Raw genomic sequence first — 21,509 nt, 5'->3', positions numbered from 1 at the left:
CATTTGTCATCAAACAATAGTTGATAGGAAGGACAAATGATGAGTTGTATGGTATGAATTAAGAATCACGCTTATTTTCTGAGCCATGCCTCGGGGTTCAGCTTCGTCCTTTCCTTACGAAGCTGGAACTGCAGGATATTGTCCGTACCCACCGAGCCGAGTGCCTGCCCCGTAGACACCTTCTGTCCCTTGCTCACGCTGACCGATTTGAGGTTGCAATATACAGAGATGTAGGCGCCGTGGCGAACCATCACAACCGCTGTCCCCGCATAGCTGATCACCGCACTCACCTCGCCGTCGTATACCGATCGTGCCTGACAACCGTTGTTTCCCATGATGTTGATACCCTTGTTGTCAAGCGTCACACCTCTCAGGCCCTCCACATTATATTGTCCAAAGTGACTCACAATTTTATAACTACCGGTGATTGGCATGGGCAAACGGCCACGGTTGGCCTCGAATCCGTTGTTCATCATTCGGTCTACCGTGGAGAATTTCTTGACCTCCTCCACGTCCTGCCTTGCCTCTGCTATTTCCTGCTTGGCCCGTGCGGCATCGGCAACTTCTTTACGCTCAGCAGCGCGGCGCATCGACTCGGCTTCGCGTGCCGCTTGGTCTGCAGCCGCCTTTCGGGCTTCTGCAGCACGCTGTACTTCTGCGGCGCGTGCAGCCTTCTCGGCAAGTTCACGGGCTGCGGCCTGCTGGGCAGCTCGTTCATTTTCCATCGCTTGTTCGGCAGCCTTCTTGCGTGCTGCCTCGGCAGCTTCAGCACGGGCTTTCCGGGCAGCAGCCTCGGTCGCAGCTGCCCGACGCGCCTCTTCTTTCAACTTTTCCTCGCGAGCCTTGGCTTCGGCTATCCGGCGGGCATTTTCCCGGGCAGCAGCTTCGGCTTCGGCCTTCTTACGAGCCAACTCGGCCGCACGTCGCTTGGCTGCCTCGGCCGCAGCTGCCTTGCGTTTGGCTTCAGCCTCTGCACGGGCGCGGGCTTTCTGAATTTCTATTTCAACCAAGCGGTCTATCTGTGCATTAAGCGCGGCATCTCTCTTGTGCTGGTCGGCAATGACAGACTGGATGGTTTTCTGCTGTTTCTGCAACCCCTGCACCATTTGTTGCTGCTCGGTCTTGTTGGTCTCTAACTTCTGCTTTTCCTGCTGTCCCTTGGAAAGCAGATTATTCTTTTGTCCTCTGACATTTTGCAATTGGCGATGCTTGTTGTTCACCTCGGCCTGCTTGGCTCTCACAGCTTCACCTTGCGCCCGTTGATACTGTGCATATTCACGCACAAAACGAAGGCGCCGATACATCTGATAGAGGTTTTTTGCAGAGAAGATAAACATCAGCTTGTTCTGCACGGAGCGATGCCGCGCCATGTATTTCATAGACTTGATATACTTGGCCTGACGATCCTTGAGTTGCTGTTCCAAGGTCTGAAGTTGCGTATTCAGTATTCCTATGTTCCCCTCAATATACTGAATATCACTTTGTATTCCTTCTATATTCTTCTGCCGCTGGTCAATTTCCCTATTCAGTATCATCAAATTGCGCAATCGTTTCTCCACGTCGGCCTTGTTGGATTTCAGCGCGCGTTCCTGCTCCCGTATTTTTTTCTGAATGGCCGAACGTTGGTTTTGCAATCCCCGAATAGACGAATTGCTATATGTAGTCGTCTTCCGAGTGTTTTTTCTTTGCGGCGTACTCTTATTCGTCTTTGTTGTGGATACAGCTTTTCTTGTCGTCCGCTTACGGGTTTGGGCTCCCGTGGCTGCGACAAGTGACAAGGCTAAAAGTATAGTCAGTATTCTTCTCATTGCATATCAAGTAGTTTGCCAAGGATCTGCTTGGCATCCATCTCCTTATATCTGGTGGAAACCGTGCTACGGGTTTCCCAGTCATCCGAGGTCCTCAGTTTATCCATTTCCAGCTTCACAGTCATCTTCTGCAGTTTATCAGTTGATGTCGTCTCAAACGAAAACTCCTGATTTCCGGGGAATTTCTTCGACCCTATCGGCAGAAAGTCTGCATATTTCCACAGCAAATCCGATTTGCCGTGACGTGCACTGTTGTAGCTCACCATTGCTTCATTGATGAGCCCACTCTCGCGATTGGCTTTCCACACATAGTTCATGTTACCATTCTGCAGGCTCACAGGCACTTCCTGCCCCGCTTCTTGGAGTTCGACCTTGAATTTTCTCAAGTCACCTTCACGCACTTGTGCAACTCCTGGCAACAGCAATTGGTTCCAAAACAAAGCCTGTAATGAATAGAAGTTCAGTCCGTTAGCTTTTAAAAAATCAATCTGATTGTAGTCTCCCTTAACGTATTGCTTATGTATTCTGTCTATCACAAGCACATAGTCGGGTGTGAATTCCAGTCTTCCCACCTCACTGCCAAGCAGCGGAATAAACAGTTGCAACCGTATCACCTCATCTTTTCGCATACGGAGAGCACCCGGCACAGAAATGTTGCGACTTCCCATTTGGGCAGTAAATCTCATGTCGGCAACTATGTTCTTGGCATATATCTTCTGGTCGCTCACCTTCTGAACAAAGGCCAATTCACGCGAAATGGCAGACGTGCCCTTGGTTGCCACACCCGCTTCCCCAACGGAGGAATCTTTGACCATGGCCTTCTTGGCACCGCAAGAAGCCATCAGCAAGGCCACACACATCAATAGTATTCTGCTCGTTATCTTCATTTGCTCTTGGTATAACGTTTTCTTTTTTCATTCAACACCGTTGCATTTCCCCCGGCGTCGATGGCCTTTTGCCACATTTGCAATGCCTCTTCGGTGTGTCCCGTCTTGATATAAATATCTCCGGCATGTTCCAGAACATCGGCGCTGAACGTCGAATCCTCGCTGTATTTCAATGCCTGGTCAATATAAATCCGGGCTTCTTCATATCGCTTCTGGCAATAAAGTACCCAAGCGTATGTGTCGAGATAGGTTGGGTTCTTTGGCTCTGCCTTCACCGCCTTGGCACTCATTTCCTCCGCCCGCTTCAAGTCACCACCTTCTATCGAGAGGTAGTAGGCATAGTTGTTGAGCGTCATGATATGGTCAGGCTTCCATTGCAGGCAACTGTCAAAGGCCGCATAGGCTTTTTCTTTTTCTCCACGGCTGTGGTATATATCTCCCATGATGGCATAGAAGTCGCTCACAATGGATGGATCGCTCTTGGAATTGATTTCCGCTGTCCCCCGCTGCAGGGCATCAAGTGCTCCCGCATCATCCTTTTGATAATAACGGGCAAGTCCTGTGAAGTAATAAAAGGCCATTTCATCGGGATTATACAGCATTCCCGGCTCGCTCAGTTCGGCCACTTCCTTCCAGTTTTGCTTGGCCCATTTATTCTGTATCAACTGGAATCGCGCCCCGCCATTATCCGGTGCAAGCTCCAGCAAATCGGTCAGGGCTTGGTTGATTTCATCCTCAGGCATCTTTTTGAGCGTATAGTAAGCCACTTTCATTTCGGCCACGGCAGCATCTTTCGGTAGTGCCTGCTGCATACGATCGAAGAGCCCGATCATCTTCAGGGAGTCACCGCCCTGCTGCTCATTTTCCCGAATGGCCTGACGAATAAACTGCATCCGACTGTCAGCAGGAGTGTCCTTGCCCAACAATATACGCTCCATCATCTCATTAGCCTGCTCGTCTTGTCCTGCCGCACGATAGTAGTCGTACATCGAACTTTGTGCATACGTGTTCTCAGGCTCAGCTTCCAAGGCCTTGCTGAAAAGCCGATATGCCTCTTTTTTCTTTTTGTTGTGCATGAGCCAATTGCCCAACATAATACTGTATGTCAAGTCATTGGGATGAGTATCGGCCAACTTCTTGAGGGTTTTGTATGCGTTTTTGGTATCTCCCTTGAGTTCATAAACACTCATTCTGGCCAAAGCAAACTGCTCATTCTCCCCCTCTATGCGCTCCAACCGATCGATGGTATGGAGCATTTTGTCATATTCCTTCTGCTGTTTGTAGAGTTGGACGAGGATATTCAACACATCGCTGCGGTCGCGTTGCACCGCATACAACCGCTCGTATGTCTCAACGGCCTTGTCATAGTTGCCCATGCCGATATAGAACTGAGCCACCTTTTCCTGATAGGTGTCATTGTTCGGCCTCAGTTGGGCGGCTGTTTCCAGATCGTTTAAAGCCAGGCTGTCTTTACGAAGCTGGGAGAAATAGCGAGCACGCATATAGTAAGCTTCCGCCGCTCCGGGATTGATTTCTAAGCAATGGTTCAGCAAATCGAATGCTGCTGCATATTGTCCGGCATTCTGACAACGCACCGCCTCCAGGAAAAAGTAGTTATACCGCATACGATCCGTATAACCCGTATAACCCGTCATATCGACTTTGGCATCTTTCAAACCCGATGACGCCCCACCTTTCACAGCCAAGGCTGTGGCAGGCCGAACCACGCCAGTCAGCACCAGCATGGCCAAGAGAACAAAAGCCAGATGTCTACGCAGTTTTCTCATATTCCCATTATCATTTCACACCCGTGTGACCGTATCCTCCCGTGCCTCTCTCCGTTTCATCGAGCACTTCGACAACTTCCATTTCAGCCTGCTCATAACGAGCAATCACCATCTGTGCAATGCGCTCGCCATCGTTGACTGTAAAGTCTTCCTGCGAGAAATTGACGAGCAACACCATCACCTCGCCCCTGTAATCAGCATCGATTGTTCCGGGCGAATTCAACACCGTGATGCCTCGTTTCAGCGCCAGTCCGCTTCTCGGGCGTACCTGCGCCTCAAATCCCTCGGGCAAAGCGATGTGCAAGCCCGTGGGAATCAGGCGACGTTCCATCGGTTTCAGCACAACCGACTCGTCGAGACTCGCACGCAGATCCATGCCCGCACTTTGCGCAGTAGCATACGCCGGAAGTGGCTGATGCCCTTTGTTTACAACTTTTATCTTTACCATATAGAATGCAAAAGTAATGAATTATGGGCACATTACTACATTTTAATTATTAAAAAGAAAGAAAATAGGAGAATAAGCGGTAACTTTGTAACAGATACCCCTATCGACAATAAAGACACCACACATACCAACATTAGTGTTATGAACTGGAAACAACTCATCTCCAACAAAAGATTTGGACAGGAAGACCGGCACCCCACACGTCTTGACGACCGCTCTGAATTCAAGCGAGACGGCGACCGTCTCATCTATTCGGCTCCGTTCCGCCGCCTACAAAACAAGACTCAGGTTTTCCCGCTCCCCGGAAGCGTGTTTGTACACAACCGACTCACCCACTCCCTCGAGGTTTCATCACTCGGCAAATCATTAGGTGATGACGTAGCAAGCCGCCTTGTCAAAAAATACCCGGAACTTCGAGGTACACTCTTTGAGGAAATCGGCACCATCGTTCACACCGCAGGCTTGGCTCACGACATGGGCAATCCACCGTTTGGCCATTCCGGCGAGAAAGCCATACAGACCTATTTCACCGAAGGCGAGGGAATGTTCCTTCAGGACAAGGTGTCGCCGGAGTTTTGGGAAGACATCACACACTTCGAGGGAAATGCCAATGCCTTCCGACTATTGACCCATCGTTTCAGGGGTCGCAGGGCCGGCGGCTTTGTCATGACCTACTCCACACTGGCGTCTATCGTGAAATATCCGTTCGCAAGCGGTGCCGCAGGCAAGCACGGCAAGTTCGGATTCTTCTCATCGGAAGCCGACATTTATCAAAAAATAGCCGATGAATTGGGCATTATTCGCACCTCCAAGCCCGGCGAACCACCTGCCTACGTGCGCCATCCGCTGGTCTATTTGATGGAGGCCGCTGACGACATCTGTTACCAAATCATGGACATTGAAGACTCCCACAAGCTCAAGATCCTGTCACATGGAGAAACTGCGGATCTGCTCCTGAGCTTCTTCGATCAGCCTACGCAAACCTCCATACGCAAACGTTTGGATGAAGAAGGCGTCAGCGATATCAACGAACAGATTGTCTACATGCGCGCCTGCGCCGTGGGTATCTTGCAAAACGAGTGTGTGAAAACATTTCTGGAACACGAAGAGGAAATCCTAAACGGCACGTTCCGGGGCAGTCTCATCGAGAACATCGCCTACCCACAGCGCATGGCTTACAAACGTTGTGCCGAGCTTGCCTACAAGAGAATTTATCGCAGTAAACCCGTACTCGACGTGGAACTGAGCGGTTACAAAATTATGGAAACGTTGATGCAGCGGCTCATCGAAGCCGCCGTAAAACCCGACCAGTTTCACAGCAAGCAACTTATCGAGCGATTCAGTAGTCAATATGAAATCCAAAGCGAGAACCTTGAAACACGAATTATGGCTGTTCTCGACTACATCAGTGGCATGACAGATGTCTATGCACTCGACATCTATCAGAAAATAAACGGTCTGTCGCTACCGATTGTGTAGCGGGCTGCGACTTGCAGGCAAACCCTAGAACATCACGTTGTTGGGTCTTCCCGGCAGCTTGAGGGCTTCGGGGTGCTCCTTGACGAAACTGTTGACATGACGAATGCGCTTCTCTTCGAATATTTCGTCCATGGCTATCAGGATTCCGCTCTCCTCCACATCGCCAAACTCATAGTTGATGGCCGTGCCAAAAAACTTCATGGTGGGGCTTAGATTCATGTAGACATTGATAAGCGGAGGAATATTAAACCCCAAGTTACGCACCTCACGATTCAGGATTCGGTAATCTTTCCTGAAATCATCCTCACATAACAAATGTTCGAACTCCTCCCGGGAAGACTCTGTTTTCAGCGGTTCTATCGGGACAACAAGCTGTTCGTCGTCGCCAAAATGCTTGTTAAGGAAGTATAGAATCATATCCCGGCCACGACGCACGAACGACGGATACATCGTCATCTTGCCAAGAAAATACTTACAGTCGGGATTGATGACAGTCAGCGCCCCCAATCCATCCCACAGATTGTCCAAAGCAAAGATGGACTTGGTATTCTTTCTTACATTCTGATATTCCAGCGAGACAAACGAGCGTCCAAGTTCTACCGTATAGGGAGCATACTCCTTCATAAACTTCTCGGAAAACCTGAACATGTGATTCATGGCTAAATTAGGCTGTCCATCGGCATCCAGCCGCCACCTGTCGCCGAACAAGTAGCGATAACCACCTATGATTTCCTCGGCCTCCGGATTCCACACAATGAGTTGCATGCATCCGTTTTCCATCGTGTCAAACTCATCGATATCCACCGACTTGCCCGTTCCTCCGCCTGCCGTGCGGAAAGCAATCTCGCGCAGACGTCCGATTTCCTGCATCACATGGGGTGCCGTGTGAGCACTGACGATATATATGTCGTTGTGACTCTTATTGGTCGTGCGGAGCAAACGATCGGGGGGCAGCTCACTCTTCAGTAAATCCTTGCTTATCGGTTTGATAATTTCTTCTTGCATAATCATTATTGGTTGGGGCTACTCCGCACGCAAGCCGGCCGGTCCGGCTTGGTCGTAAACCCTATCTTGTACAAATTGTGCCCATTCCATCGGTGTTTTGCTCTCATCAAACGTCTGCCATGGAATAGGCTTTCCAATGACAATACGATAATTCTTGTGGACGTTCCTATACATTTCGTCAACTAAGAAGAGCATGGCTATATTCACCTTCAGCCCCAGCTTCTTCTGCCATTTGGCCAGTCGGTAAAATCGCTTGGAATTGCGCCCGCTGAAATAGATGGGCACCACGTCACGATGGTGTTCCACACTTTTGGTGATGAATGTTTTCTTCCAAGGCAAATCTCGGATAACGCCGTCGATATCGCGAGAGTTCAATCCTGCCGGGAACATCAATATATGGTTGTCGCTATTGAAACCTTCCTCCACCATTCGGGGAAAGTTTCGCCCCTGCCTTCCGGTTTTGTTAATACCAATGCTCACGGGCTTCAAACCGGGAAGAAACATCAGTAAATCGTTGACAAGGTAGCGGAATTTGCCGTCATAATGCTTGCCGATGATGGCACCCAGACAAACGCCATCCTGCCCTCCCAAGGGGTGGTTGGACACAAACGTGTAGAGTTTACCGTCGTTCTTGTCGGGCAGGTTTTCCTTTCCTTCGATGGTGACATGCATGTCGAGATACTTCACACACTCCTCGAGCCATTCCGTACCCTGCTTGCCACGGCTCTCCCACAAGAACTTATTCACTTCGTCCTCGTGAACCAACCGTTTCAGCCAATTGACAACAAATCCCGGCAAATACTTCGCCTTGCTGCCCATCTTGCTCCTCAATATCTGGTCAATGTCAATTGTTTTTTCCATGCTTTCACTCATCGTTCGCAATATAGTAAGCAATTGCAAAAATAACACATCTTTTTCTAAATACTCAAATTTAGTGCGAAAAAGTTTGGCATTTGCATGAAATGAAATCTAAACGAAACAAAACATCATCCCATGCGTTCTATGCCGTCTCCGACAGAAACCATCCCACGTTCCCCCACCGCTCTTTCCTGTCCGTCGCTACCTATCTGTAACTGCCGTCATGCATGCGCACCCGCTCATGAATCGGTGCAGGGAGTCATCAACCTGTAAAATATATATCCCAAAAAACAGGCCTGGCACGCCATCTCTTCCAGCATGAAAATCATCTCGATTTGTAAACAAAGAATCAAAAGCAGTCCTTTTATGCCGTCGGAATGCTGCGATCAAGTCCTGATGACCCTGCGACAAAGCCTCTTTCGCCGTGCGATTGCAGCCTGAACATCACGCGACCGAAGCCTTTTCATCCTGCGTTTAAGCCCTTATCGCAAGGCACTTGGGAAACTTTACGGAGACGATAATTCTAAAATAAATACAACACCCCATCAATCAATAGTTTGTAGAAAACTCATTTATTTGAGCAAATTTAGAAAAAAGCAAAATCCATTTATGAATAGACGCAGAATTTGAACAACTTTGTAAACTTTTATACAAGTAATTTTCAACCTTACGAGAACGCTCATACTTCCGCTTCCCACGGCGTCATTGGGCATCTGCCAGACCAAATCTGTTCGTTGACCCGTACGCGCAAAAAAGTGCCAAAAAGCCACAATATCATCAAATCAAGGGTGAAATTAAAATTTAGTGGGGAAAAGTGGTGGAAAGTGGGGAATTTTGTGTATCTTTGAAGGCAAATTTACAATAAAGATGTTCGCATGCGCTTTTTAGGTAATATTGAGGCAAAAATCGATTCGAAAGGCAGGGCTTTCCTCCCCGCACAATTTCGCAAGATGCTTATGGCACCTGGCGAGAGCGGACTTGTGTTGCGTCAGGACATCTTCGAAGACACGCTGATCATCTATCCCGAATCGGTGTGGAACTCGCTCATGGACGAGATGCGTGCCCGGCTGTCGCGCTGGGATCGCCAGCAACAGATGGTTTTCCGCACCTTCGTGAGCGGTGTGACCAGCATAACGATGGACGCCAACGGACGCATTCTCATTCCCCGGGATTTCCTGCAAGCAGCAGGCATCACCCAGTCGCTGCGCTTCGTGGGCATGGGCGACACCATCGAAATATGGCCCAACAAGCCCCAAGAGGCTCTACCCCTGATGGACAAAGAAGAGTTTGGGTCGGCTCTGGAAAAACTGATGAGTCCAAACCACGATGCCAACGCCACTGAATGAATGAGCACAAGCCGTTTCGGCAGGCAGAAGCAAGCATGACGCAAAACGCTGATGACAGTTTGAGAAATTTTGAAAAAGCAAGAATGGTTATTAAAGCAGAGAAATACCACGTTCCGGTATTACTGAAAGAGAGTGTAGACGGGCTTGACATCAAACCCGACGGCACCTATGTGGACGTCACCTTCGGCGGGGGCGGCCATTCGCGCGAAATTCTCTCACGACTCCATCAGGACGGCCATCTCTACAGCTTCGACCAGGACGCGGATGCCGAACAAAACCTGTCGGGCAGCGGGGAGACTTTAGACAACTTCACCTTTGTGCGCTCCAATTTTCGATACCTGAAGAACTGGATGCGCTATTACGGGGTGGAGCATATCGACGGACTTCTGGCTGACCTCGGCGTGTCGAGTCATCATTTTGACGATGAGGCCCGCGGATTCTCGTTCCGCTTCGATGCCCCGTTAGACATGCGCATGAACAAGCGTGGTGGGCAAACGGCTGCCGACGTGGTGAACAACTACGAAGAGGAGCAGCTGGCCGATATTTTCTATCTCTACGGCGAACTGAAATCCTCACGGCGCATCGCGTCCGTACTGGTGAAAGAAAGAAATCAAGGAAAGATTCTCACCACCCAGGATTTCGTCAATGCCGTGCAACCTCTCTTCAGGCGGGGGCGCGAGAAGAAAGACATGGCCAAACTGTTTCAGGCACTCCGCATCGAGGTGAATCAGGAGATGGCTGCACTCCGGGAAATGCTCACCGCAGCCACCGACCTGCTGGCTCCGGGAGGAAGACTGAGCGTCATCACCTACCACTCGCTGGAGGACCGGATGGTGAAAAACATGATGAAAACCGGAAATGCAGAGGGAAAGCTCCGGCAGGACTTCTTTGGAAGGGTGGAATGCCCCTTCAGGTTAGTGAACAACAAAGTCATTGTTCCAAGCGACGAGGAACTGGCGAGAAACCCAAGAAGCCGAAGTGCAAAACTCAGAATAGCCGAAAAGAAATGAACGAAGACAACAACAAAAACATCCAGGATCCCAAGCAACAGGTCGTTAACACCCCGTCCGAGACCGAACCCGAAAAGGGCACCCAAAGTCCTGATACGGAAAATGACGACGAAGGGCTCTCGCTGAAAGCGGTCATTCAGGAGCAGGCCATCGAAGGCGAAGCGCCACAGTCGCGCTACCTCTCCCTGCGCAAGGTTCTCGGTGGCGACATCCTGAACACGGCCGCCATACGCCGGCAAATATGGCTGTTTGTGCTTATCGTGTTCTTCCTGATACTCTATATCTCCAACCGATACAGTTGCCAGCAGGATATCATCGAGATAGACCGGCTCCAGGCCGAACTGCAGGATGCCAAGTACAGAGCCCTCTCGAGTACCAGTCAGCTCACCGAGAAGAGTCGGCAGAGCAATGTGTTGAATCTCTTGAAAAACAGTGGTGACAGCGTGCTGAAAATGGCCAATCAACCACCCTATATCATCAGCGTTCCGGAATAAACAGTAATGAGCAAGTTCGATTATAACAAAATTATGCCGAGATACAGTGCCATCGCCGTATTGATGACACTGATTGCACTGGCTGTGGTGGCCAAGGCAAGCTATATCATGACCGCCAAGCGCGACTATTGGCTCAAGGTGGCCAACCGCGTGAAAAAGGACAGCGTGGAGGTGATACCCACGCGCGGCAACATTCTGAGCTGCGACGGTCAGCTGCTGGCCTCATCGCTGCCTGAGTTCAAGGTCTATATGGACTTTAAACAGCTTCACATTGCCCAGACCGACAGCCTGTGGGACGAGAAGGTCGACAGTATCTGCATGGGACTGAGCCACATCTTCCCCGAGCGTAGCGCCGCGGCATTCAAGGCCAACCTGGAACAGGGGCGCAGGGAGATGAAGCGCCACTGGCCTATATGGCCCAAGCGCATCGATTACAACACCTATTCGCGGGTGAAGCAGCTGCCCGTGTTCTGCCTCTCAAAATTCAAGAGCGGATTCCACTGGGACGAGCTCAACTCGCGCGAACGACCCTATGGAACACTCGCCGGACGAACCGTAGGCGATATGTATGCGGCCATGGACGGCGGTCGCACACCGCGTTGCGGCTTGGAGCTGTCGTACGACTCCCTGCTCCGGGGCACCACGGGCATCAAACATCGCCGCAAAGTGCTCAACAAGTTTCTCGACATCATGGACACGCCGCCCATAGCCGGATCTGACATTGTAACCACCATCGACGTGGAAATGCAAGACCTGGCCGAGCGCGCCGTGATCGACGAGCTGAGGGAAATCAACGGCAATGTGGGTGTGGCCATCGTCATGGAGGTGAAGACCGGAGACATCAAGGCCATCGTGAACATGGAAAAATGTATCGACGGCGAGTATCGAGAAATCAAGAACCATGCCGTGAGCGACCTGCTCGAGCCAGGCTCCGTGTTTAAGCCCATATCGATCATGACCGTGCTGGAAGACGGCATGTGCGACACCACCAAGACTGTGGATACCGGAGGCGGCATATGGCCGATGTACGGCAGACAGATGAAGGACCACAACTGGAGGCGGGGCGGATATGGCATGATGAACCTGCCCAAGACCCTGAAGGTGAGCTCCAACATCGGTGTCAGTCGGATTGTCGACGAGTATTATCACGCCAATCCTGAAAAGTTTGTGGAGGGTGTTCGTCGCTCGGGCATCACCGCCGACCTGCACATCCCCATCGTGGGGGCAGCCTCAGGTATTGTCCGCATGCCTAAAAAGAACAAACGGGGAGAATGGATCAACTGGAGCAACACAGCCCTGCCTTGGATGAGCATCGGCTATGAAACCCAGATTCCGCCCATCTCTACCCTTGCCTTCTACAATGCCATTGCCAATGATGGGAAAATGATGCAGCCACGCTTTGTCAAAGCGGCGATCAAAAACGGACAAGTCATCGAGGAATTTCCTCCACAGGTGGTTGCCGGACATGAGCAAATAGCGTCGCCCAAGGTTATCAAATGGATGCAGGAAATGCTGACCAAGGTGGTGAGCGAGGGGCTGGGCAGGAAAGCAGGCTCCCGATCGTTTGCCGTGGCCGGAAAAACCGGGACGGCACAGATTTCGCAAGGTGCTGCCGGCTACAAAAGCGGCCGCATGAACTATCTGCTGTCGTTTGCAGGCTTCTTCCCAGCCGATGCTCCACGATACAGTTGCATCGTATGCATTCAGAAGTCAGGACTGCCGGCTTCGGGCGGCGGAATGAGCGGAGTGGTGTTCCACCATATTGCCGAGGGCATCATGGCCAAGGACATTCGCCTCGACGTGAGCGATGCGAGAGACTCCACCTCCATTTTTGTGCCCGACGTGAAGGGTGGAAACATCCTCTCGGCAGACTATGTGCTGTCTCATCTGGGCATCCGGACGAATGCCGACTTCAGAAGTCAGGCTCCTATGAAGAAGCCGGTTTGGGGCACCGTGGAGAAAAATGCCAACCACATTACATTAGTTAGGAAGAAAGAGCTGGGCAACAAGTTTATTCCCGACGTGACAGGCATGGGTGCGCGCGATGCCGTCTACCTGATAGAGAAACGCGGGGTGCGATGCCGTGTGAGGGGCCGCGGCAAAGTGGTTGGACAAAGTCTCCCGGCCGGCCATTGTATCCAAAAAGGAGATGTGTGCATGCTGACCTTGGAATAAGGAAGACTTCATGAGTGAAAAATAATAAACAATAATCATATGAATTTACAAGAGCTGCTGAAAAGCATCAAATCTCTTGCCATCATCGGCGATACCGATGTTGACATTACAGGCGTGAACATCGACTCACGCAAAATTAGCAACGGCCATGCCTTTGTTGCCATGAAGGGAACACAGGTTGATGGACACCAATTCATACCCAAAGCCATAGAACTGGGCGCAAAAGCCATACTCTGTGAAGACATGCCCGAAGACCGAACGGATGGTGTGACCTATGTGCAGGTGGCGTCGACGGCAGAGGCAGTGGGCAAGTTGGCCACGGCCTTCTATGGCTATCCGTCGAAGAAACTGAAACTGGTGGGGGTGACGGGCACAAATGGAAAAACCACCATTGCCACCTTATTATATAACATGTTCCGCAAAATGGGACACCGGTGCGGACTTCTGTCCACCGTGTGCAACTACATCGAGGACGAGGTTCTACCCGCCGACCATACCACGCCCGATGCCATCGAACTGAACGAACTGCTGGCCAAAATGGTGGATGCCGGCTGCGAATATGTCTTCATGGAGTGTTCGAGCCATGCCATAGCCCAAAGGCGCATTGGCGGACTGACATTTACCGGTGCGCTGTTTACCAACCTCACGCGCGACCATCTCGATTATCACGGCACCTTCGAGAACTATCGCAATGCGAAGAAGATGTTTTTCGACGATCTGCCCAAGTCGGCCTTTGCCATCACCAATGCCGATGATAAGAACGGAATGTTTATGGTGCAGAACACCAAGGCTACCATCAAGACTTACTCGATGGAGCGCATGGCCGACTTCCGTGCACGCATCATCGAGATGCACTTTGCAGGCATGTATCTCAACGTGGACGGCAACGACGTGGGGGTGCAGTTTATAGGCAAGTTCAACGTGAGCAACCTGCTGGCTGTTTACGGGGCTGCCCGAATGCTGGGTAAACAGCCGGAGGATATCTTGGTGACCCTGAGCACACTCCACAGCGTGAGTGGACGATTGGAGCCGATACAGTCGTCGGAAGGCGTAACGGCCATTGTGGACTATGCCCACACCCCCGATGCCCTGGCCAATGTGCTCAATGCCATTCGCGAAGTTGATAAAACGGGACAAATCATCACCGTCTGCGGTGCAGGCGGAAACCGTGACAAGGGCAAGCGACCGTTGATGGCGCAGGAGGCGGTGAAGCAAAGCGACCGTGTGATCATCACCAGCGACAATCCCCGGTTTGAGGAGCCGCAGGATATCATCGACGACATGCTCGCCGGACTGAACACCCAACAGATGAAAAAGGTTGTCAGCATTGCCGACCGACGCGAGGCCATCAAAACGGCCTGTATGCTGGCCAAGAAGGGTGACGTGGTTCTCGTGGCCGGGAAAGGACACGAGAACTATCAGGAAATCAAGGGCGTGAAGCATCACTTTGACGACCGAGAAGTGATCCGCGAAATATTCGGTATCGCCCAATAAAGGGAACTATAGAAATTTATAAACATGCTGTATTATCTTTTTAGATTCTTAGAACAGTTTGGCATTTCAGGCGCACGTATATGGGGATACATATCGTTCCGCGCCCTGCTGGCACTGATATTGTCGCTCGCCATATCCGCATGGTTTGGCGAGAGATTCATCAAGTATCTGAAGAAAAAACAGATTACGGAGACCCAGCGTGATGAGAAAATCGACCCCTTCGGCATCAAGAAGATCGGCGTGCCATCCATGGGAGGCATCATCATCATCGTTTCGATTCTGGTTCCGGTGCTCCTTCTTGGTCGCCTGAGAAACATTTACCTCATCCTGATGATCATCACAACCCTGTGGTTGGGCTTTCTGGGTGGTATGGACGACTTTATCAAGATATTCCGCCGCAACAAGGAGGGATTGAAAGGCAAGTATAAGATTGTGGGACAACTGAGCATTGGACTTATCGTCGGGTTGGTGCTATGGGCATCGCCCGATGTGAAATCGAACGAGAATATCGTGCTCGAACGCCAAGGACAGGAGGTTGTGGTGAAGCACAGGGCAGATGCCAGGAAGACGCTCAAGACTACAATCCCCTTTGTCAAGGGGCATAACCTTGACTACTCCTATATCATGTCGTTCTGTGGCAAGCACAAAGTGGCGGCAGGGTGGATACTCTTTGTTATCATGACCATTATTGTTGTGACGGCTGTGAGTAATGGAGCCAACCTCAACGATGGCATGGATGGCATGGCGGCGGGAAACTCCGCCATTATCGGGATAGTCTTGGGCATACTGGCATACGTCAGCTCGCACATGGAATTTGCCGCCTATCTTAACATCATGTACATTCCCGGGTCTCAGGAGCTGGTGGTATTTATGTCGGCTTTCGTGGGTGCTCTCATCGGATTTCTATGGTATAACGCCTACCCCGCGCAGGTGTTCATGGGCGACACCGGGTCGCTCACTATCGGCGGCATTATTGCCGTATGTGCCATCATCATCCACAAGGAGCTGCTGCTGCCCATCCTTTGCGGCATATTTTTCGTCGAGAGCCTCAGCGTCATCATGCAGGTGTGGTATTTCAAGTTGGGCAAGCGCAAGGGCGTTAAGCAGCGCATCTTCAAACGTACCCCCATACACGACAATTTCCGCGTAACCGATGATCAGCTCGACAGCGACTGCACTTATCTCATCAAGGCTCCACATTCGGCTAAGCACGAGGCAAAAATTACCATCCGCTTTTGGATCATCACGATAATCCTCGCCGCAATGACCATCATCACGCTGAAGATAAGATAAAAGGAGAACAAGGAGCGAGGGGAGAAAAAGCCCGGGAATGTCTGGAGCTGCAATCCATCCTCACCCGCACCTCACACAACAACAAGAAAAAAATTGGAAAAGATATGAAAAGAATCGTAGTTTTGGGAGCAGGAGAAAGCGGAGCCGGAGCCGCCGTACTCGCAAGGAAGGATGGCTTCGACGTCTTCGTTTCCGACTCCGTCCAAATCAAGGAACACTATAAGCAGATACTTGACGATCATGGCATTGCATGGGAGGAAGGCGGACATACCGAAGCCAAAATTCTCAATGCCGACGAAGTGATCAAGAGTCCCGGCATCCCCGACCAGGCGCCTATGGTTCAGAAGCTCATTGCACAGGGTACACGCATCATCAGTGAAATAGAGTTTGCCGGGCGGTATACCCATTCCAAGATGATTTGCGTCACCGGAAGTAATGGCAAGACCACAACCACATCACTAATATATCATATTTTCAAGAATGCTGGTTATGACGTGGGACTGGCAGGAAATATCGGCCGAAGTCTGGCCCTGCAAGTGGCAGAGGACCCGCACGCCTACTACATCATTGAGCTAAGCTCGTTTCAGCTCGACAATATGTATGACTTCCGTGCCAACATTGCCATCTTGCTCAACATCACTCCCGACCATCTCGATCGCTACGACTATAAGTTCCAGAACTATGTCGATGCCAAGATGCGCATTATCAGGAATCAGACCGAGGAGGATAGCTTTATCTATTGGAACGATGATCCTGTGGTGAAGAAGGAGCTGGAGAAATACGACATCCATGCCGTGCAGTGCCCGTTCTCCGAACTCAAGGAAAAAGGGAGCATCGGATATATCGAAGAGGGTCAATACAAACTCGAATATCCCGTGCCCTTCAACATGGAGCAGGAACGCCTGTCGCTCACCGGCAAGCACAACATTTACAACTCGTTGGCTGCCGGACTGGCCTCCAACATCAGCGGCATCAGGAAAGAGCAGATACGCAAGAGCCTCAGCGACTTCCCCGGCGTGGAACACCGACTCGAAAAGGTGTGCGATGTAGCCGGGGTGCACTATATTAACGACTCCAAGGCAACCAACGTCGATGCCTGCTGGTATGCCCTCGAAAGCATGACCACACCCACAATATTGATCATTGGAGGCAGGGACAAGGGTAACAACTATGATGCCATCAAAGAGCTGGTGAAGCAGAAATGCGTGGGACTGGTCTATCTCGGAGCCGACAACAAGAAACTGCACGACAACTTCGACGACCTGGGGATTCCCGTGGCCGACACCCATTCAATGAAAGACTGTGTAGAGGCCTGCTACAAAATGGCCAAGACCGGAGACACCGTGCTGCTTTCACCATGCTGCGCCAGCTTCGATCTCTTCAACAACATGGAGGATCGGGGAGACCAATTCAAGGCATTGGTGCGCAACCTGTAACAAGTTTGGGGTGGGCACAAGAATCGACTTCTCAACCTCTGCAAACCTTAAATAGGAAACGAATGAATGAATAAAAAACTCGGAAATATTTTCAAAGGCGACAAAGTCATTTGGATGGTATTCTTCTTCCTTTGCCTGATCAGCATCGTAGAGGTGTTCTCTGCTTCGTCCGGGCTGACCTACAAAGGGGGTAACTATCTGGCACCTATCATCAAACATATCCTGATTCTGGCCGTCGGCGTATTCTTTATGGTCGTGACACTGAACATCAAGTGCAAGTATTTCAAAATTGCCACGCCCATACTGCTCATCATTTCGGTCGCGGCACTGATTTGGGTGTATTTTGTCGGGCATTCCACCAACGACGCCCAGCGCTGGATTACGATTCTCGGCATACAGTTTCAACCTTCCGAGATAGCCAAGGGCACCATGGTATTGGCCACAGCCCAGATTCTCAGTGCGATGCAAACCGACAACGGTGCAGACAAACATGCCATGAAGTTCATCCTCATCGTGTGTGCCGTGATAATCCCACTGATTGGTGCCGAAAACCTCTCTACGGCAGCGTTGCTGTGTGCCGTGATTTTCCTGATGATGGTCGTGGGGCGTGTGCCGGCTCAACAGTTAGGCAAACTCATGGGCGTGGTGACTATATTCATCGTGGGCGTAGTAACCCTGGTCATGGTGTTGGGAAAAGACCAACAGTCGGAGAACAATAAAAACAATCTTACGGAACAAGTGGTCTTGGCCGGGGAAAAAGAAGGAAGTACCCGGAGCGGAGGTGTTCTGCACCGCTTTGACACGTGGAAATCGCGTATCGACAAGTTTCTCAACAGCAAGGAGGTTGAACCCAATGAGGTGGATCTCGACAAAGATGCGCAGGTGGCTCATGCCAATATTGCCATCGTTTCATCGAACATCATCGGGAAGGGACCTGGGAACTCGGTGGAACGCGACTTCCTCTCGCAGGCCTTTTCCGACTTCATCTATGCCATCATCATTGAGGAACTGGGTATAGCAGGGGCTTTTTTTGTCGCCATGCTCTATATTATCCTGCTGTTTCGTACAGGCAGGATAGCCAATCGGTGCGAGAACAACTTTCCGGCCTTCCTGGCCATGGGACTGGCATTGCTGCTCGTGACCCAAGCTCTGTTCAACATGTGCGTAGCTGTTGGCTTAGCTCCCGTTACCGGTCAGCCACTGCCCCTCATCAGCAAGGGCGGAACATCGTCTATCATCAACTGTGTTTACATCGGAGTGATACTGAGCGTGAGCCGCACGGCCAAAAAGAATATCGAACCCAACGACAAACCGATACCGGCAATAGCTGGCGAATAGGGTTGGAAGGAGTACGGCTTGACACGACAAAGACACAAATAAAGTGGTGAGAATATGGCCTAAAGCGATTTTTTTTGATTAATTTTGCCAAAGATAATATCGTTCACATGAACAAGGAATTAAGAATCATCATCAGCGGAGGTGGAACAGGTGGCCATATTTTTCCGGCCGTCTCAATAGCCAATGCCATCAAGGACAAATACCCTGATGCCAAGATTCTGTTTGTCGGAGCCCTCGGGCGTATGGAAATGCAACGCGTGCCGGCAGCCGGATACGAAATAAAGGGACTTCCCATCTCCGGTTTCGACCGCAAGCATCTTTTCAAGAATATTGCTGTGTTGTTCAGAATCCGCAAGAGTCAGCACATGGCCAAAGCCATTATCCGCGACTTCAAACCGATGGTTGCAGTAGGAGTTGGCGGATATGCCAGTGGCCCCATGCTCAACGTGTGCGAATCGAAAGGCATTCCCTGCCTGATTCAGGAGCAGAACAGTTATGCCGGCGTGACCAATCGGTTGCTGGCTAAAAAGGCCAACAAAATATGCGTGGCCTACGAGGGTATGGACCGATTCTTCCCAGCCGACAAGATTATCATGACCGGTAATCCGGTGAGACAAAATGTCCTGGAATGCAACATGAGCCGGGAGGAGGCACGACAATCGTTCGGCCTTGAACCCGACAAGAAGACGATACTCTTAGTGGGAGGAAGCCTTGGTGCACGTACCCTGAACGAAAGCATACGGCGACACCTTGCCCAAGTGAAAGCTTCTGACGTGCAGTTTATCTGGCAAACGGGTAAATATTACAACGAGGAGGTGAACAAGGCCGTGAGCAACTTCGGTGCGATTCCTAACCTCAAGGTCTTGGACTTTATCAGTGAGATGGGAGCAGCATACAAGGCAGCCGACCTGGTTATCAGTCGTGCGGGAGCCAGTTCAATCAGCGAGTTCTGCCTGTTGGGCACACCCGTGATTCTCGTTCCCAGTCCCAATGTGGCCGAAGACCACCAAACGAAGAACGCCATGGCTCTGGTCAACAAAGATGCAGCAGTCTATGTTAAGGATACCGATGCTCCCGACACCCTGTTGCAGACAGCTCTCAACATCGTGACAGACGACGCCAAGCTCGAGTCTCTAAGCCAAAACATCAAGAAGCTGGGGCTGAAGGATTCGGCTGCTATCATAGCCGACGAGGTGGTGAAGCTTGCCTGGGCGGAATAATTTGCAAACAAAGACAATGGAAATTAAAGATATCAAAGCCGTTTATTTCATAGGAGCCGGTGGCATCGGCATGAGTGCCATCGCCAGATACTTCATCCGCAAGGGTATGGTCGTTGCCGGATATGACAGGACTTCCTCTGCCCTGACACGCCAACTGGAAAATGAAGGCATGCTCATTCACTATGAAGAAAACGTGGACGACATCCCTCACGCCTGCCGAAACAAGGAGACTTGTCTGGTTGTCTACACCCCGGCTGTCTCTGACAACCACAAGGAACTACTCTATTTCCGCAACAATGGGTTTGAGGTTCAGAAACGCGCCCAAGTGCTGGGCACACTCACGCGCACCCACAAGGGGCTGTGCGTGGCTGGCACACACGGCAAGACTTCCACGTCGACCATGTGTGCGCACATCATGCACCAGAGCCACGTGGAATGCAATGCATTTCTGGGCGGAATTTCCAAAAACTACGGCACCAACTATATTCTCTCAGACTCGAGCGACTTCGTGGTCATTGAGGCGGATGAGTTCGACCGTTCGTTCCACTGGCTCTCACCCTGGATGACGGTCATTACGTCCACCGACCCCGACCACCTCGACATCTATGGCACCAAAGAGGCCTACTTAGAAAGTTTCAGACACTACACAGAACTGATCAGACCGGGCGGCGCACTCATTATCCATACAGATCTGGAGATGAAGGCCAACGTGCAGGACGGGGTAAAGACATACACCTACAGTCGCGACAAGGGAGACTTTCACGCAGAGAATATCGTGATTGAGGACGGAGAGATTACGTTCGACTTCGTATCCCCCATTGAAAATATCACGGGCATAAAACCCGGACATCCCATACCCATCAACATCGAGAACGGTGTGGCAGCCATGGCTATGGCACAACTCAACGGCTGTACAGCCAACGAACTTAAATACGGCATGGAGACCTATCGTGGCGTGGATCGTCGTTTCGACTTCAAGGTTCGCAATGACAAACACGTGTTCCTCACTGACTACGCACACCACCCGAAGGAAATTCTGCAAAGCGCCAAAAGCCTGAAAGAACTGTATGGCAACCGAAAGATTACTGCAATTTTTCAACCCCACCTCTACACCCGTACCCGAGACTTCTACCAGGACTTTGCCAATTCGCTCAGCCATTTCGACGAAGTGATACTCACCGATATCTACCCAGCACGCGAACAGCCCATCCCCGGCATCACATCGAAAATCATATTCGACAACATCAAACCGGGCGTGGAGAAACAAATGATTCGCAAGGAAGATTTCCCCGACTTCGTGAAGAACCGAGATTTCGATGTGCTCGTCATACTGGGAGCCGGAGACTTGGAGAACTATGCGACACAAATCGCACAGATTATAGAAAAAAGGAAATAAGGCTTAGGGAACAAAAAGTTAGGATAGTCAGGGAT

The 21,509-nt window shown here is 50.8% G+C and carries 17 protein-coding genes; 11 read left to right on the top strand and 6 right to left on the bottom strand.

Annotated features, from left to right (window positions below):
• Positions 1-71 precede the first annotated feature (71 nt).
• The 4 genes from HMPREF0645_RS10980 to dut are packed head-to-tail and all read right to left on the bottom strand — an operon-like array spanning position 72 to position 4,930.
• Positions 72-1,808 (bottom strand): murein hydrolase activator EnvC family protein, encoded by a 1,737-nt coding sequence (locus tag HMPREF0645_RS10980; RefSeq protein ID WP_007175081.1) that lies wholly within the window; start codon positions 1,806-1,808, stop codon positions 72-74.
• A complete protein-coding gene (gene lolB1 / locus HMPREF0645_RS10975; RefSeq protein ID WP_007175080.1) occupies positions 1,805-2,695 on the bottom strand; it encodes a lipoprotein insertase outer membrane protein LolB1 in 891 nt (296 codons plus the stop codon). Before lolB1 ends, HMPREF0645_RS10980 begins: the two co-directional genes overlap by 4 nt.
• Complete coding sequence (locus tag HMPREF0645_RS10970; RefSeq protein WP_007175079.1) at positions 2,692-4,482, bottom strand: tetratricopeptide repeat protein; 1,791 nt, start codon at positions 4,480-4,482, stop codon at positions 2,692-2,694. The genes lolB1 and HMPREF0645_RS10970 overlap by 4 nt, the downstream gene beginning before the upstream one ends.
• Before the next feature lie 10 nt (positions 4,483-4,492).
• Positions 4,493-4,930 carry a dUTP diphosphatase gene (gene dut, locus HMPREF0645_RS10965; protein WP_007175078.1) on the bottom strand — a complete coding sequence of 146 codons (438 nt, stop codon included), beginning with the start codon at positions 4,928-4,930 and terminating at the stop codon, positions 4,493-4,495.
• Positions 4,931-5,071: 141 nt separating this feature from the next.
• Between dut and dgt the strand changes: the two genes are divergently transcribed.
• On the top strand, positions 5,072-6,409 hold the full coding sequence (gene dgt / locus HMPREF0645_RS10960; protein WP_007175077.1) for a dGTP triphosphohydrolase: 1,338 nt from the start codon (positions 5,072-5,074) through the stop codon (positions 6,407-6,409).
• A gap of 24 nt (positions 6,410-6,433) precedes the next feature.
• Here dgt and HMPREF0645_RS10955 read toward each other — a convergent pair whose 3' ends face one another.
• On the bottom strand, positions 6,434-7,414 hold the full coding sequence (locus HMPREF0645_RS10955) for a glycine N(alpha)-acyltransferase GlsB (RefSeq protein ID WP_044123612.1): 981 nt from the start codon (positions 7,412-7,414) through the stop codon (positions 6,434-6,436).
• 18 nt (positions 7,415-7,432) lie between these two features.
• Positions 7,433-8,287, bottom strand: coding sequence for a lyso-glycine lipid O-acyltransferase GlsA (locus HMPREF0645_RS10950; protein WP_007175075.1), 855 nt, complete (start codon positions 8,285-8,287; stop codon positions 7,433-7,435).
• Positions 8,288-9,147: 860 nt separating this feature from the next.
• Here HMPREF0645_RS10950 and HMPREF0645_RS10945 point away from each other — a divergent pair.
• The 10 genes from HMPREF0645_RS10945 (at position 9,148) to murC (ending at position 21,474) form a co-directional block, all read left to right on the top strand.
• Positions 9,148-9,618: a division/cell wall cluster transcriptional repressor MraZ gene (locus tag HMPREF0645_RS10945; RefSeq protein ID WP_007175074.1), complete on the top strand. Its 471-nt coding sequence runs from the start codon at positions 9,148-9,150 to the stop codon at positions 9,616-9,618.
• Between the two features lie 83 nt (positions 9,619-9,701).
• On the top strand, positions 9,702-10,628 hold the full coding sequence (gene rsmH / locus HMPREF0645_RS10940) for a 16S rRNA (cytosine(1402)-N(4))-methyltransferase RsmH (RefSeq protein WP_044123611.1): 927 nt from the start codon (positions 9,702-9,704) through the stop codon (positions 10,626-10,628).
• Positions 10,625-11,122, top strand: a complete 498-nt coding sequence (locus tag HMPREF0645_RS10935; RefSeq protein ID WP_007175072.1) for an FtsL-like putative cell division protein — start codon at positions 10,625-10,627, stop codon at positions 11,120-11,122. Before rsmH ends, HMPREF0645_RS10935 begins: the two co-directional genes overlap by 4 nt.
• Positions 11,123-11,128: 6 nt before the next feature.
• The gene (locus HMPREF0645_RS10930) at positions 11,129-13,297 is read left to right on the top strand and encodes a penicillin-binding transpeptidase domain-containing protein (RefSeq protein WP_007175071.1); all 2,169 of its coding nucleotides are present in this window, start codon (positions 11,129-11,131) and stop codon (positions 13,295-13,297) included.
• Positions 13,298-13,336: 39 nt separating this feature from the next.
• Complete coding sequence (locus HMPREF0645_RS10925; protein WP_007175070.1) at positions 13,337-14,791, top strand: UDP-N-acetylmuramoyl-L-alanyl-D-glutamate--2,6-diaminopimelate ligase; 1,455 nt, start codon at positions 13,337-13,339, stop codon at positions 14,789-14,791.
• A 24-nt stretch (positions 14,792-14,815) separates the two neighbouring features.
• Positions 14,816-16,084: a phospho-N-acetylmuramoyl-pentapeptide-transferase gene (locus HMPREF0645_RS10920; protein ID WP_007175069.1), complete on the top strand. Its 1,269-nt coding sequence runs from the start codon at positions 14,816-14,818 to the stop codon at positions 16,082-16,084.
• A 104-nt stretch (positions 16,085-16,188) separates the two neighbouring features.
• Complete coding sequence (murD, locus tag HMPREF0645_RS10915) at positions 16,189-17,520, top strand: UDP-N-acetylmuramoyl-L-alanine--D-glutamate ligase (RefSeq protein WP_044123587.1); 1,332 nt, start codon at positions 16,189-16,191, stop codon at positions 17,518-17,520.
• A gap of 66 nt (positions 17,521-17,586) precedes the next feature.
• Complete coding sequence (locus tag HMPREF0645_RS10910) at positions 17,587-18,858, top strand: FtsW/RodA/SpoVE family cell cycle protein (RefSeq protein ID WP_007175067.1); 1,272 nt, start codon at positions 17,587-17,589, stop codon at positions 18,856-18,858.
• Between the two features lie 107 nt (positions 18,859-18,965).
• Positions 18,966-20,078: an undecaprenyldiphospho-muramoylpentapeptide beta-N-acetylglucosaminyltransferase gene (murG, locus tag HMPREF0645_RS10905; RefSeq protein ID WP_007175066.1), complete on the top strand. Its 1,113-nt coding sequence runs from the start codon at positions 18,966-18,968 to the stop codon at positions 20,076-20,078.
• 16 nt (positions 20,079-20,094) lie between these two features.
• Positions 20,095-21,474 (top strand): UDP-N-acetylmuramate--L-alanine ligase, encoded by a 1,380-nt coding sequence (murC, locus tag HMPREF0645_RS10900; RefSeq protein ID WP_007175065.1) that lies wholly within the window; start codon positions 20,095-20,097, stop codon positions 21,472-21,474.
• Positions 21,475-21,509: the final 35 nt, after the last annotated feature.

Source organism: Hallella bergensis DSM 17361, assembly GCF_000160535.1.
Classification (GTDB): domain Bacteria; phylum Bacteroidota; class Bacteroidia; order Bacteroidales; family Bacteroidaceae; genus Prevotella; species Prevotella bergensis.
This window is presented reverse-complemented; position numbering and strand designations above follow the sequence as displayed.

Bases quoted from the DNA above. Each gene is read 5' to 3' on its own strand.
- HMPREF0645_RS10980 (WP_007175081.1), bottom strand. From the start codon at position 1,808: ATGAGAAGAATACTGACTATACTTTTAGCCTTGTCACTTGTCGCAGCC.
- lolB1 (WP_007175080.1), bottom strand. From the start codon at position 2,695: ATGAAGATAACGAGCAGAATACTATTGATGTGTGTGGCCTTGCTGATG.
- HMPREF0645_RS10970 (WP_007175079.1), bottom strand. From the start codon at position 4,482: ATGAGAAAACTGCGTAGACATCTGGCTTTTGTTCTCTTGGCCATGCTG.
- dut (WP_007175078.1), bottom strand. From the start codon at position 4,930: ATGGTAAAGATAAAAGTTGTAAACAAAGGGCATCAGCCACTTCCGGCG.
- dgt (WP_007175077.1), top strand. From the start codon at position 5,072: ATGAACTGGAAACAACTCATCTCCAACAAAAGATTTGGACAGGAAGAC.
- HMPREF0645_RS10955 (WP_044123612.1), bottom strand. From the start codon at position 7,414: ATGCAAGAAGAAATTATCAAACCGATAAGCAAGGATTTACTGAAGAGT.
- HMPREF0645_RS10950 (WP_007175075.1), bottom strand. From the start codon at position 8,287: ATGAGTGAAAGCATGGAAAAAACAATTGACATTGACCAGATATTGAGG.
- HMPREF0645_RS10945 (WP_007175074.1), top strand. From the start codon at position 9,148: ATGCGCTTTTTAGGTAATATTGAGGCAAAAATCGATTCGAAAGGCAGG.
- rsmH (WP_044123611.1), top strand. From the start codon at position 9,702: ATGGTTATTAAAGCAGAGAAATACCACGTTCCGGTATTACTGAAAGAG.
- HMPREF0645_RS10935 (WP_007175072.1), top strand. From the start codon at position 10,625: ATGAACGAAGACAACAACAAAAACATCCAGGATCCCAAGCAACAGGTC.
- HMPREF0645_RS10930 (WP_007175071.1), top strand. From the start codon at position 11,129: ATGAGCAAGTTCGATTATAACAAAATTATGCCGAGATACAGTGCCATC.
- HMPREF0645_RS10925 (WP_007175070.1), top strand. From the start codon at position 13,337: ATGAATTTACAAGAGCTGCTGAAAAGCATCAAATCTCTTGCCATCATC.
- HMPREF0645_RS10920 (WP_007175069.1), top strand. From the start codon at position 14,816: ATGCTGTATTATCTTTTTAGATTCTTAGAACAGTTTGGCATTTCAGGC.
- murD (WP_044123587.1), top strand. From the start codon at position 16,189: ATGAAAAGAATCGTAGTTTTGGGAGCAGGAGAAAGCGGAGCCGGAGCC.
- HMPREF0645_RS10910 (WP_007175067.1), top strand. From the start codon at position 17,587: ATGAATAAAAAACTCGGAAATATTTTCAAAGGCGACAAAGTCATTTGG.
- murG (WP_007175066.1), top strand. From the start codon at position 18,966: ATGAACAAGGAATTAAGAATCATCATCAGCGGAGGTGGAACAGGTGGC.
- murC (WP_007175065.1), top strand. From the start codon at position 20,095: ATGGAAATTAAAGATATCAAAGCCGTTTATTTCATAGGAGCCGGTGGC.